Raw genomic sequence first — 12,994 nt, 5'->3', positions numbered from 1 at the left:
AAATCCGCCAGCATGCTCGCGGTCGGTCGGGCGAGAATCCGTACGTGATCGCTGAAGCGCAGGGAATCCGCATCCGGCACCGCGGGTTGGAACCGCAGGTCCATCCGACCGCCTACATAGCCCCGACGGCCACGCTGGTCGGTGATGTCCGCGTGGGGCCGAGGGCGCGGGTGATGTACGGCGCGGTGCTCGATGCCGAAGGGTCTCGGATCGAGGTCGGGGAGGCGGCGGTGATCTGCGAGAACGCGGTGTTGCGCGGGTCTGCGGTCGCCGGCGATCAGCCGGTGCTGGTCGGCGACCACGTCTTCGTGGGGCCGCAGGCCACGCTGCTGGGCTGCGAGGTCGGCAGGTGTGTCTACGTGGCGACCGCGGCGACCGTCCTGCAGCGCGCACGGTTGGGGGCCGGCTCGGTTGTCGCGGTCGGTGCGCTCGTCCATGCGCACACCGTTGTGCCGGACGAGTACTTCGTGCCGCCGCACACCGTGGCGCTCGACGAGCCGGTGCGGCTGCTCGCGCCCGGAGATCCAGGTCTGGCCGAGGCCGTCGCGCGGGTGGGCTTCGCGCGGGTGGCGTTCGGCGTCGACGCGGAGTGGACCGACCGGATCAGCCGGTACGAGCGCATCGCGGAGGTGCGCGTCGCCGAGCTCGGCGCGCACGCGGACGATGAGGTGCTGAATCCCGGCTAGGGCCGCGTCAGCGACCCTTGTGCTGCGGTGCGGTGACGTGCCGTCCGGATTCCACTCCGACGTGTGCGTCCGGCGAGCTCTGCCAGTGGCAGAGCGAGACGTTCACCCTGGTCGGCGGCCGTGTGGGACAGCGGCTACCGCTCCCCGCGGGCCAGCTTCGACGGCCACCAGATCGCCCGTCCGATGTCGTAGCCGAGGGCGGGGACGAGCAGCGAACGGACCGCGAAGGTGTCGAGGAGGACGCCGAAGGCGACGATGAAGGCGAGCTGCGCGAGGAACAGCACCGGGATGACCGCGAGCGCCGTGAAGGTGGCCGCGAGCACCAGGCCTGCCGAGGTGATGATGCCCCCGGTCAGCCTGAGCCCACGCAGCACGCCCTCGCGTGTGCCGTGCGTGATCGACTCCTCGCGGACCCGGGTCATGAGGAAGATGTTGTAGTCGATCCCGAGCGCGACGAGGAAGACGAAGCCGAACAGCGGCACCGCCGGATCCGCGCCGGGGAACCCGAGCACCTCGTTGAACACGAGAGCCGCCACGCCCATCGCGGTCCCGAAGGACAGGACCGTCGTGAGGATCAGCAGGACCGGCGCGAGCACCGCACGCAGCAGCAGCATGAGGATCAGGAGAATCACGACGAGCACGATCGGCACGATGAGGGCACGGTCGCGGATCGACGCCTCGTTCGTGTCGAGGTCGGTGGCGGACTCGCCGCCCACCAGGGCCTCGGGAACGACGTCGGCGTAGGCGGTGCGCAGGTCGCGGACCGTCTGTTCGGCGGCGGCAGAGTCCGCGGCGTCGTTCGGGGTGCCCTGGAGGAGCACCGCGCCGTCCGAGACCACCGGTTCGGGCGCGACGGGTTCGCGTGCGGCCGGGGCCGACGGTGCCGGGGCCGACGGCGTCGGGGCCCCGGACGGCGCCCCGTCCGAGCTGCCCGGCGCGCCGAACGCCTGGATGCCCTCCGCGGTCACCGGAGCGGTCCCGCTCGGGGTCTCCGCCGTGATCGCCACCCGGGCGATCCCGTCCTCGTCGAGCAGGACGTCGGCAGCGCGCTGCAGCTCGTCCTCCGGCGCGACGACGTAGACCGGGCTACCCGAGCCCGCAGGGAAGTGCTCCGCGAGCCGATCCTGCCCGGTGCGCGCCTCGGAGACGCCGAGGACGAGCTCCGACTGGGGCACACCCGTCGCCTGGAGCTGGGTGATCCCCACGCAGCCGAGGGTGAGGACCGCCGTCGTCGTCACCCAGATGGTGCGCGGCCTGGCGCGGATCCCGCGGGAGAGCCGGCCCCACACGCCGTCGACCTGGGCGCCGGCTCGTGCGGCCTCCGGGTCGTAGCTGGGCCGGCGGGGCCAGAACGCCGCGCGGCCGAGAGCGAGCAGCAGGGCTGGAAGCAGGGTGAGCGCAGCGAGCATCGCGAAGAGGATGCCGACGGCGGCGACCGGACCGAGTGCGCTGTTGGAGCGCAGCTCGCTCAGCAGCAGACAGAGCAGGCCCGCGATGACGGTGCCGCCCGAGGCGAGGATCGGCTCGACCGACCCGCGCAGCGCACGCACGGTGGCGGTCCACCGGTCCGGTGTGTGGACCAGCTCCTCCCGGAAGCGCGCGACGTACAGGAGGGCGTAGTCGGTCGCCGCTCCGATGACGAGGATGAACAGGATGCCCTGCGTCTGCCCGCTGAGCAGCAGCACCCCGGACCGGGCGAGGTGCCAGACCGTCAGGAGCGCGAGGCACAGCGCGAACATGCTGGTCGCGAGCACGGCGAGCGGGAGCAGCAGCGAGCGGTACACGGCGACGAGGATGACCAGCACCGCCGCGAGGGCGACGCCGAGCAGGATGCCGTCGATACCGGCGAACGCGGACACCAGGTCGCTGGAGAAGCCGGCAGGCCCCGTGATGTACAGGTCGACGCCGTCGGGCAGGCCGCTGCTGAGGGTGTCCCGGAGCTGCGCCGTCGCCTCACCGAGGTCGGCCGATCCGGACAGCGGTACGAACGACTGCGCGGCGGCGCCGTCCTCGGCGGGGATGGGCGGGGAGACGTCGCCGTCGACGACCTCCAGGTCGGCGACCGCCTCGAGCTGCTCGCCGATGGCGGCGAGGTCGTCGTCGGTGAGCTCGCCCGAGGTACCGGGAGCCGTGCCGTCGGGAGCCGTGCCGTCGGCGGCCGTGCCGTCGGCGGCGACGAAGACGACGATCGCGGGCACCGCGTCACCCTCGGTGAAGCCAGAGAGCCGCTCCTGCACCTCGGTCGCCTCGGCGGTGGCGGGCAGGTAGGCGGTGCGGTCGTTGGAGGAGACCTCGTCGACCCGGCCGAAGTACGGGCCGCCGATCGCGGCGCCCACGAACCAGACGATGATGAGGACGGCCGGCAAGGTGACCCGGAGCCAGCGTGGCACGCGCGAGCCGACGGTCACGAGGCGCGCTCCCAGCTCGCCACGTCGCCGGGTACGGCGACGAACAGGGGGTGGGGCGCCGGCGAACCGGTCGAGACGAGACGGGCGTGGTGGGCGGGGGAGCGGACGGCGAGCTTGTGCAGGAGGTGCTTCCACTCCAGGTCGAGCTGCCCGGTGGTCACGAAGATCCTGGGCGTGTCGTGGACGTGCTGCTCCAGGGGCTGCGCGATCCGCTGTTCGTCGAACTGGTACCCGCGCCGCATCGCCTCGTCGTGCAGGCCGTGGAGGTACGCGGAGATGGCGGCCGCGGGCTGCGGGTGCTCCCGGAAGCGTTCGAGCTGCGGGTGCGCGGTGTAGCCCCGGGTGCGGCCGAGGAGCACCGCCTGTGCCAGGAGCGCCTCGCGCCAGCATGCGACGAGTCCCTGTCGGTCGAGCAGGGCAGGGTCGAGGGACCAGAGCCGCATGCGGCAGGACCTCCATCTCCGGTCGTCGTGGCACGCCGATGTGTCAGCGGGATTAGCTAGCCAGGCTATATTCAAGCATATGACGCAATTAGCTGAGCGGAGTACCATCCGAGCGTGAGCCCCGAACCCGTGCCGCGCGACCAGGACGAGCCATCGATGATGGACCCGCGAGTGCTGGATCCCGAGCAGGAGCTCGTGCGCCGAGCGGGTCTGGACGACGGCGACGTCGACCAGGTGGTCGGTGTCCTGGAGGCGCTGCGCCGCTGGCGCGAGGCCGAGCGCCGCATGAGCGAGGCCTCGCGGCGCTACATGAGGCTCGGTGAGACCGACATGCGGGCGCTGCGCTTCATCCTCGCTATGCAGAACCATGGGCGCGTGGTGACACCCGGAGCGATCGCCGAGCACCTGGGCATCACGACGGCGTCGACCACGAAGCTGATCGACCGGCTGGCGGCGGGCGACCACGTGCTGCGGTTTCCGCACCCCTCCGACCGGCGCAGCCTCGCGATCGAGGTCACCGAGGACACGCGCCACGCGGCGCGGCAGGCCGTGGGCCGCACCCACGCCCGCCGGTTCGACGCCGCGGCACGCCTGACGCCGCAGGAGCGCGAGATCGTCACCCGGTTCCTCGACGACCTGGCGGGCACGGCCGAGGACCAGGACGTGAGCCCCGAGAAGCCCCGGGACCAGGGCGCGGCGCCCCAGTGATCCTGGCCTGACGCGGCAGTCCTGGCCTGACGCAGTAGTCCTGGCCTGACGCGGTGGTCCCGGCCTGACGCGGTAGTCCTGGCCGGGCGCTCAGAGAGCTCGCGGGCCCAGGGCCGACAGCACGGCCGCGAGGGCGCGGATGCCCGCGTTCTCGTTCTCGGTCCGCCAGATCGGGCCCCAGCTGGTCGTCCAGTCCTGGCGGAACGGTCGGTAGGTCACATCGGGGCGCAGGTGGTAGCGGGCGGCGTGGCCGCTGAGGGGCTGCGCGATCTCGCCGCTCGCGATCGCGTCGAAGACCTGTTCCACGTCCCCGGCCACCGGGCCGCGGCCGATGTCGCGCCCCCTGGGCGTCCGGAACGGGTTGAACACGCCGATGTAGTCGAGCGGCAGGGAGTCGGCGGTGTCGATCACCGCGAAGGCGGCGAGGTCCTCCAGGTTGACCGCATCGCGTGCGGCGAGGTCGTGGTCGGGAGACAGCGCCACGACCATGGGCTCAGTGAACATGACCGGCCCCGCGGTGAGATCGGGCTCGGCCACGGGCAGCCAGCCGATGAAGACGTCGATGTCTCCCCGGCGCAGCACGTCGAGGGCTTTGCTGAAGGGCTGGTAGCGCACGCGGAGGTCCCAGTCGGGATACTCCGCGCGGAACGCGTCCCAGAAGGGACGTAGCTCCAGGGAGTTGCTGGCGGTGGTCCCGACGCGCAGGACGCCGGCCCTGCCGCTCGCGATCAGGCGTGCCCGCTCCGTGCTCTCGTTGATGCCCCGCAGGAGCGGGCGCAGGTCGTTTCGCAGACGTTCACCCAGGGGCGTGAGGCGCACGACACGGCTCGTGCGGTGGAACAGCAGCGCGCCGATGCTGCGCTCGTGCTTCTTGATGGCTTGGCTGACCCGGGCCTGCGACAAGTGCAGACGATCCGCGGTGCGGCCGAAGTGGAGCTCCTCGGCGAGGGTCAGAAAGATCTCGATCTCTCGGAGCTCCATGGTCCTCCTGTCGATCAGCGGAAGTGATCGCTGCTATGCGAGTTTCACCGTTGATGGGTGGTTTGTCGGGATCAAGGATAAGCGCGGCGGCCAGGACACGTCCGGTCCGGGTCGCCTCCCACTCATCGAAACGGAGTCATCATGAGCGTGCTTTCCTCCTCCACCCCACAGGCAGCCGATCGCGACGAGCTGCAGCGAGTCATCGACAAGTTCGTCGACTCAGGTTTCATCGGGGTCCAGCTGCGCGTCCACGACGAGCAGGGTGACTGGACGGGCGTCGCCGGGCGTCGGTCCCTGGACGACAGCACCCCGCCCCCGCCCGACGGGCACGTCCGGATCGGGAGCAACACCAAGACCTTCGCCGCGACCGTCGCCCTGGCCCTGGTGGGCGAAGCCCTGCTCGAGCTGGACGCGCCGGTGCACGACCGCCTGCCTGAGCTGGAGCTGGACCAGCGGATCACGCTGCGGATGCTGCTCCAGCACACCAGCGGCGTCTTCAACTTCACCGGCGAGTACTACGAGGACGGCACCTTCGTGCCGGGTATCCCCGCAACGACGTCCGGCAAGGAATGGGTGGACAACCGGTTCCAGTCCTACGCGCCGGAGGAGCTCGTCGGGGTCGCGCTCTCCAACCCGGCACGGTTCGAGCCGGGCACGGACTGGAGCTACTCCAACACCAACTATGTACTGGTCCGGCTGCTGATCGAGCGGGTCACCGGCCGCTCGCTCGCCGAGGAGATGCACCGGCTGATCCTGGGACCGCTCGGCCTGAGCGGAACCGTGGTGCCGGGTACCTCGAAGGAGATCCCCGCGCCCCACACCCATGCCTACTACCGGTACGACGACGGCGGCGAGGAGACGACGACGGACGTCACGCGCCACAACCCGTCCTGGATCGCCACCGGCGGCGACATGATCTCGACGACCAAGGACCTGCACACGTTCATCTCCGCGCTCGTGCGCGGAGAGCTGCTGCCGGAGCACCTGCTCGCCGAGATGTGCACACCGCATCCCAAGGCGGGCTACGGCCTCGGTGTGTTCGTCCAGCCGACAGGCGACGGCGGCACCGTGATCACCCACAACGGCGGCATCGCGGGCCACGCGGCCCTGATGTACAGCACGCCGGACGGCAGCCGCACGGCGACAGCGGCAGTGAACTACGTGGACGACGCCGCGCTGTCGATGGGCGTCGCCTTCCAGGAGGCGACCCAGGCGCTCGTCGGGACGGTCTTCGAGGCGACGGCCGCCTCCTGACCGACTGGACCGACTGACCGACTGGACCGACTGACCGACTGACCGACTGACCGGCCGCCCGGCGCGCGGCCGCACCGCCCCGACGCGCGGCCGCACCGCCCCGGCGGGCGTCTACCCAGCGATCTGGCCCCGAGATCACGTGTTTTCCGGGCGGGATCGCTGGGTAGACGCACGTCAGAGTTCGGCGGACCTCCCACGGCACCTCCTCGTCCGAGCGGGCGGGTGAGTTCTGGTGTGGGCATGGCGAACCGGTTCGACCCGTCTGCCTGCCAAGATGCTTGGTTCGAAGGAATTGCGAGGCAACTGTCCAAAAAGTTCGATCTTGCGGTTCATGGATCGGTGCGGTTAGAGTCGAACCGGTTCGCAATGGAAGCGGGCCTGCGCGAGCGACGACGCCGGGCACGCGCACAACGCAGAGCGCGGCAGAACGAAGCACGCGCAGCATGCAAGCACGACAGCAACGCAAGCACGACGGCAACGCAAGGAGGCGTAAGTGGCCACCATCGGGGATGTCGCCCAGGCGGCAGGGGTATCGCGCAGCACGGCGTCGTACGCGCTGTCGGGCAAGCGCGCGATCTCGGCGGACGTGCGCCGGCGCGTCGAGGACGCCGTCCGGCAGCTCGGCTACACGCCGAACGCCGGGGCACGAGCGCTCGCCACGTCGCAGACGATGGTGATCGGGCTGCTCGCCCAGTTCCTCGAGGACGAGTTCGCCCCCGCGATGCTCCAGTACATGCTGGGCGTCTCGAACACGGCCCGCGAGCTGGGTTACGACATCCTGCTGGTGTCCGACGCCGACGGCACGCGCGCCCTGCGCCGCATCACCGACTCGCGCATGGTCGACGGCATAGTGCTGCTCAACGTGGCCGAGCGGGACGAGCGACTGCCGATCCTGCGGTCCGCCGCGCAGCCCGGTGCGCTGGTGGGTCTGCCCGCCGACTGCACCGGCGTGGACGTCTTCGACCTCGACTTCGAGGAGGCGGGCCGGCTCATGGTGGACCACCTGCACCGCCTCGGACATCGCGAGGTGGTTCTCGTTTCCCAGCCGGAGCACGTGATCGAGCGCGGCGGCGCCTACGTGTGGCGCCTGCAGAACGCCGCCCGCGAGGCGGCCAGGGCGCGCGGCATCACCCTGCACACCGTTGCCGCCTCGTCGCACCAGCCCGACGTCGGCCAGGACCTGAACGCCCTGCTCGACGCGCACCCCGGCGTCACCGGGCTGCTGATCAACAACGAGGCCGCGGCGGCAGCGCTGCCGACCGTCCTGCACGAGCGCGGGCTGACGGCGCCCAGCGACCTGTCCGTCGTCGGACGGTACTCGGACGAGTTCGCCCGCACCTTCTCCCTGCCCTACTCCTCGATCGAGAGCGCCCCCGACCGGCTCGGCCGCATGGCGGTGCGGCAGCTCGTGCGCCGCATCGAGGGCGAGGTGGCAGCCGACGAGCCGCACGTCGTGCGGTTCGTGACCCCCGAGCTGGTCGACCGCGGCAGCACCGGCGTACCCCGCCCGGCCTGACCGCGCCCGACCGTCCGGCGCACCCGGCAGCACATCCAGCACACCCCGCGCCCCACCCAGCAGCCCACCCAGCAGCACCGGCACGCACAGCACCCCCAGCCGGCCGACGACGCAGTCGGACCGGACCAGTTCAAGGAGGAACCATGCACCACACCGTGCAGCACCCGCGGCGCAAGCCCGCCACAGGCCTCGCGGCGGTCGCCGCGCTCGCCCTGGTCGGCGTCCTCGGCGCCTGCTCGTCGGGCGCCTCGGCCGGCGAGTCCGGTGGCGATGACAGCACCTACACCTGGTGGGACCCGTACCCGCAGCACGACGACGCGTCGGACTGGGCAGGTCGCGTCCAGGCCTGCGGCGAGGAGGCCGGGGTCACCATCGAGCGCACGGCCTACGACACCACGGCGCTGACCAACCAGGCGCTGCTCGCCGCGCAGGAGGGCACGTCCCCCGACGTCATCCTGCTCGACAACCCGGCGGTCTCCACCCTCTCGGACACCGGCATGCTGACCACGGTCGACGAGCTCGGTCTGGACACCTCCGCGATCGACGAGAACCTGCTCGCGGCCGGCGTCGTCGACGGGGAGACGTACGGCATCCCGATCGGTGCCAACACGCTGTCGCTCTACTACAACGCGGACATCCTGTCGGAGGCGGGCGTCGACCCGGCCTCGGTGACCGACTGGGACTCGCTCACGTCGGCCCTGCAGTCGGTCACGGACGACGGCGCCAAGGGCATCACCTTCGCCGGCATCGGCACTGAGGAGGGCTCGTTCCAGTTCCTGCCCTGGTTCTGGGGCGCGGGGGCCGACCTGCGCGACCTCGACTCGCCGGAGGCCGTCGCGGCGCTCGAGCTGTGGACGGGCTGGCTGGAGGACGGCTACGCGCCCAACTCGGTGATCAACAACTCCCAGAACACCACGTGGGAGGAGTTCCTCACCGGGGACTTCGGCTTCGCCGTGAACGGCACCTGGCAGGTGGACAGCGCGGCCGGCGCTGACTTCGAGACCGGCGTGATCCAGCTTCCCGGGCGCGACGGCGGCGTCGCACCAGCGCCGACGGGCGGCGAGTTCATCCTGGCGCCGGCCCAGGAGGACACGGAGCGCTACGACGTCACCCGCCAGATCGTCGAGTGCATGACGACGCCGGAGGGCTTCGTCGAGACCGCGAACACCTTCGCGTACTACGTACCGCCGACGGCGGACGGGCAGGCCGCGCTGCTCGAGGAGAAGCCGGAGCTCGAGCCGTGGGTCGAGGCAGTGCGCAACGCCAAGGGCCGCACGAGCGACGACCTCGGCGCCGACTACCCGGTGATCTCCGAGGCCCTCTGGACGGCAGTCCAGAACGCGCTTTCGGGCGCAGCGACGCCGGAGGAGGCGCTCGAGACGGCCCAGACGGAAGCCGCCGAGTCCACAAGCTAGCCCCCGCCCGTCGTTGAGTGCTGGGTATTTGCGCCGTAAACACCCCTCGAACCGCAAATACCCAGCACTCAACTTGAAGACCTAAGGACGTTTTGATGACCACCATCGAGGCCACGGCCACGGCCGGAGCATCGCCCGGCGTGGACCGGCAGCCGACGCCGCGCCGGCGCCGCGGCCCCGCTGCCTCCCAGTGGGCCGCTGTCGGCTTCGCCGCGCCGCTGCTCGTCTACCTGATCCTTTTCTACGCCTACCCGCTCGTACGCAACATCGACCTCAGCGTCCACGACTACACGATCCGCGCGTTCGTCCAGGGCAACGCCGAGTTCGTCGGGTTCGAGAAGTACGCAGAGATCTTCAGCTCGGCGACGTTCCCGACGGCGCTGTGGAACACCGCCGTCTTCACCGTCGTCTCGATCGTCTTCCAGTACGCGATCGGGCTCGCGCTGGCCGTGTTCTTCCGGTCCGGTTTCCGGCTGTCCGGCCTGCTGCGCGCGATGTTCCTCGTGCCGTGGCTGCTGCCGCTCATCGTGTCCGCCTCGACGTGGGCGTGGATGCTGAACAGCGACAACGGCATCGTGAACTCGGTGCTCGCGGCGTTCGGCGTCGGGCAGATCAACTGGCTCACCTCCCCGGACACCGCGCTGCTGTCGGTGACGATCGCCAACATCTGGCTCGGCATCCCGTTCAATCTCGTGATCCTCTACTCCGGGCTGCAGAACATTCCCGGCGAGGTGTACGAGGCCGCGTCGCTCGACGGCGCGGGCCCGTGGAAGCAGTTCTGGAGCATCACTTTCCCGCTGCTGCGCCCGGTGTCGGCCATCACGCTCCTGCTCGGGCTGATCTACACGCTCAAGGTCGTGGACGTCATCTGGATCATGACGACGGGCGGCCCCGGCGACGCGTCGACGACGCTCGCCATCTGGTCCTACCGGGAGGCGTTCGGGACCGGTCAGCCGGACTTCTCGCCCGCCGCGGCGGTCGGCAACCTGCTCATCCTCATCGCCCTCGTGTTCGGATTCCTGCACCTGCAGCTCCAGCGCCGTCAGGAGGACTCATGACCGGCCCCCGTCCACTGAGAAGGACACTGCAGAAGCCCTGGTGGAAGACGGTCCTCGGCCTCGTCCTCACCGCGTTCATGCTGTTCCCCGTCTACTGGATGGTGAACGTCTCGCTGACGCGGACCAGCGACCTGCGGGCCGACCCGCCGCACTGGTTCCCCTGGGACCCGACGTTCGAGGGGTACACGGCGGTGTTCCAGCAGCAGCTCCCGGCGCTCGGGACGAGCCTGCTGGTCGGGCTCGGCTGCGTGGCGCTCACCGTGGTTATCGCCGCGCCCGCCGGATACGCCCTCGCCCTGCTGAACCTCCGCGGCGGCCGCACGCTGAACTTCCTGCTGCTGGTCGCGCAGATGATCCCGGCCGTCGTCATGGCGATGGGCTTCTACGCGGTCTACAACAGCCTCGGCCTGCTCAACACCGTCGGCGGGCTGATCGTCGCCGACTCGACCGTCGCGGTGCCGTTCGGTGTGCTGCTGTACACGGCGTTCATGTCCGGCATCCCGCGTGAGCTGCTCCAGGCAGCGCGGGTCGACGGCGCGGGCGCCTGGCGCACCTTCCGCTCGATCGTGCTGCCGGTGAGCCGCAACTCGACGCTCACGGTCGCCCTGTTCGCGTTCCTGTGGGCGTGGTCGGACTTCATCTTCGCCTCGACCCTGAACCGCAACGGCGAGCTCATCCCGATCACGCTCGGCATCTACAACTACATCGGCAACAACACGACGCAGTGGAACGCCATCATGGCCACCGCCGTCGTCGCCTCGGTGCCCGCGGCGATCCTGCTCGTCGTGGCCCAGCGCTACGTGGCGGCGGGCGTCACGGCCGGCGCGGTCAAGGACTGACGAAGGAACTCCGTGACACATCACCTCTCGACGCCGACGGCGTCACCGGTCGTGCCCCGGGGCCCGCGCCGCGGGCTCGGCGTCGGCGAGCTGCGGCTCGACGGCGGCTTCTGGGGCGCGCTCCAGGAGACGAACACGGACGCGACGCTGCGGCACTGCCTCGACTGGATGGAGCAGCTCGGCTGGCTGGCCAACTTCGACCGCGTCGCCGACGGCGCCACCGGTGGGCACCGCCCGGGCTGGCAGTTCTCCGACTCCGAGGTCTACAAGCTGCTGGAGGCGCTGGCCTGGGAGAACGGCCGCACCGGCGACGCGGAGGCCGACGGGCTGCTGCGCAAGGTCGTGGACCGGGTGGCCGCCGCACAGGACGAGGACGGCTACCTGAACACGTGCTTCGGGCACGCGGGACAGGCCGGCCGGTACACCGACCTCTCGACGGGCCACGAGCTGTACTGCACGGGCCACCTGCTGCAGGCGGCGGTCGCCCGGGTGCGGACAGTCGGACCGGCGGGGGACGAGGACACCCTGGTCGGGGTGGCCCGCCGAGCCGCGGACCACGTGTGCCGCGAGTTCGGTGCCGACGGCCGGGGCAGCGACGGGCGGGACGGCATCTGTGGCCACCCCGAGATCGAGGTCGGCCTCGCCGAGCTCGGCCGCGCGCTCGGCGAGCCGCGGTACACGGAGCAGGCGCGGCTCTTCGTCGAGCGGCGCGGGCACGGCACCCTGGCGCCGATCGCCCTGCTCAGCCCGGCGTACTTCCAGGACGACGTGCCGGTGCGCGACGCCGACGTCTGGCGCGGGCACGCGGTACGCGCCCTCTACCTCGCGGCCGGGGCGGTCGACGTCGCGGTGGACTCCGGCGACGACGGGCTCCGTGCCGCCGTCGAGCGGCAGTGGACGCGCTCGGTGGAACGACGCACCTACCTCACCGGCGGCATGGGGTCGCGGCACCAGGACGAGGGCTTCGGGGACGACTGGGAGCTGCCGCCCGACCGCGCCTACTGCGAGACGTGCGCGGGCGTCGCCTCCGTCATGGTCTCCTGGCGCCTGCTGCTCGCCACGGGCGACGTGCGCTACGCCGACCTCATCGAGCGCACCCTCTACAACGTCGTGGCGACCTCGCCGCGCGCGGACGGGCGCGCCTTCTTCTACGCGAACCCGTTGCAGCAGCGCGAGCCCGGCGCGGACGTGCGGCCCGACGCCGTCAACCCGCGCGCCGAGGGCGGCGTGCGCGCGCCGTGGTTCGACGTGTCGTGCTGCCCCACCAACGTGGCGCGCACGCTCGCGTCGTGGCAGGCGTACGCGGCGTTCGTCGACGAGGCACCGGGTGAGGCGGTCGTGACGCTGGCCCAGTACGCGGCGGGCGATCTTCGGGTCGCGCTGGACGACGGCGGCGAGCTCGCGCTGCGGATCACCACCGGCTACCCGTACGACGGGCAGGTCCGGGTCGAGGTGACCGGCGTGCCCGAGCGGCCCGTGCGCCTGCGCCTGCGCGTACCGCACTGGTCCGACGGCGCCACGCTCACCGGCCCGGACGGCTCGGTCACCGCCGTCGGACCAGGGTGGGCCGACGCCGGTACAGCATGGGGGCACGCTGCGGAGCGGGGACGGCCTCGCTCTGTGCCGGCGGCACGATGTCGTCGCGGCCGCCGTGCACGACGGTGACCGGGACCTGCGTAGCGGCCA

At 71.2% G+C, this 12,994-nt stretch carries 11 protein-coding genes; 8 read left to right on the top strand and 3 right to left on the bottom strand.

From position 1 onward, the window contains the following. Nucleotides 1–44 precede the first annotated feature (44 nt). Nucleotides 45–686 carry a hypothetical protein gene (locus AB0F40_RS03940; protein ID WP_357464418.1) on the top strand — a complete coding sequence of 214 codons (642 nt, stop codon included), beginning with the start codon at nt 45–47 and terminating at the stop codon, nt 684–686. A gap of 134 nt (nt 687–820) precedes the next feature. Here the strand turns inward: AB0F40_RS03940 and AB0F40_RS03935 are convergent, their stop codons facing one another. Together AB0F40_RS03935 and AB0F40_RS03930 are read right to left on the bottom strand one after the other, a co-directional pair. Continuing rightward, complete coding sequence (locus AB0F40_RS03935) at nt 821–3,094, bottom strand: MMPL family transporter (RefSeq protein WP_357464416.1); 2,274 nt, start codon at nt 3,092–3,094, stop codon at nt 821–823. Beyond that, nucleotides 3,091–3,537: a pyrimidine dimer DNA glycosylase/endonuclease V gene (locus AB0F40_RS03930; RefSeq protein WP_357464414.1), complete on the bottom strand. Its 447-nt coding sequence runs from the start codon at nt 3,535–3,537 to the stop codon at nt 3,091–3,093. The genes AB0F40_RS03935 and AB0F40_RS03930 overlap by 4 nt, the downstream gene beginning before the upstream one ends. 114 nt (nt 3,538–3,651) lie before the next feature. On the opposite strand from AB0F40_RS03930, the gene AB0F40_RS03925 reads away from it, so the two are divergent. Beyond that, on the top strand, nt 3,652–4,245 hold the full coding sequence (locus AB0F40_RS03925; protein WP_357464412.1) for a MarR family transcriptional regulator: 594 nt from the start codon (nt 3,652–3,654) through the stop codon (nt 4,243–4,245). A gap of 90 nt (nt 4,246–4,335) precedes the next feature. Here the strand turns inward: AB0F40_RS03925 and AB0F40_RS03920 are convergent, their stop codons facing one another. Further along, a complete protein-coding gene (locus AB0F40_RS03920) occupies nt 4,336–5,226 on the bottom strand; it encodes a LysR family transcriptional regulator (RefSeq protein WP_357464410.1) in 891 nt (296 codons plus the stop codon). A 141-nt stretch (nt 5,227–5,367) separates the two neighbouring features. Between AB0F40_RS03920 and AB0F40_RS03915 the strand changes: the two genes are divergently transcribed. The 6 genes from AB0F40_RS03915 (at nt 5,368) to AB0F40_RS03890 (ending at nt 12,973) form a co-directional block, all read left to right on the top strand. After that, the gene (locus tag AB0F40_RS03915) at nt 5,368–6,480 is read left to right on the top strand and encodes a serine hydrolase domain-containing protein (protein WP_357464408.1); all 1,113 of its coding nucleotides are present in this window, start codon (nt 5,368–5,370) and stop codon (nt 6,478–6,480) included. Between the two features lie 493 nt (nt 6,481–6,973). Continuing rightward, nucleotides 6,974–7,996: a LacI family DNA-binding transcriptional regulator gene (locus AB0F40_RS03910; protein ID WP_357464406.1), complete on the top strand. Its 1,023-nt coding sequence runs from the start codon at nt 6,974–6,976 to the stop codon at nt 7,994–7,996. A gap of 143 nt (nt 7,997–8,139) precedes the next feature. Beyond that, complete coding sequence (locus tag AB0F40_RS03905; RefSeq protein WP_357464404.1) at nt 8,140–9,411, top strand: extracellular solute-binding protein; 1,272 nt, start codon at nt 8,140–8,142, stop codon at nt 9,409–9,411. Between the two features lie 95 nt (nt 9,412–9,506). Next, nucleotides 9,507–10,469: a sugar ABC transporter permease gene (locus AB0F40_RS03900; RefSeq protein WP_357464402.1), complete on the top strand. Its 963-nt coding sequence runs from the start codon at nt 9,507–9,509 to the stop codon at nt 10,467–10,469. Next, a complete protein-coding gene (locus AB0F40_RS03895; RefSeq protein ID WP_357464400.1) occupies nt 10,466–11,308 on the top strand; it encodes a carbohydrate ABC transporter permease in 843 nt (280 codons plus the stop codon). The genes AB0F40_RS03900 and AB0F40_RS03895 overlap by 4 nt, the downstream gene beginning before the upstream one ends. A gap of 12 nt (nt 11,309–11,320) precedes the next feature. Then, nucleotides 11,321–12,973 carry a beta-L-arabinofuranosidase domain-containing protein gene (locus AB0F40_RS03890; protein ID WP_357464398.1) on the top strand — a complete coding sequence of 551 codons (1,653 nt, stop codon included), beginning with the start codon at nt 11,321–11,323 and terminating at the stop codon, nt 12,971–12,973. Nucleotides 12,974–12,994: the final 21 nt, after the last annotated feature.

It is taken from the genome of Promicromonospora sp. NPDC023987, assembly GCF_040639055.1.
In the GTDB taxonomy this organism is placed as follows: Bacteria; Actinomycetota; Actinomycetes; order Actinomycetales; family Cellulomonadaceae; genus Promicromonospora.
Note: the sequence above shows the minus strand (reverse complement) of the source record. Positions and strands in the feature narration are given on the sequence as shown.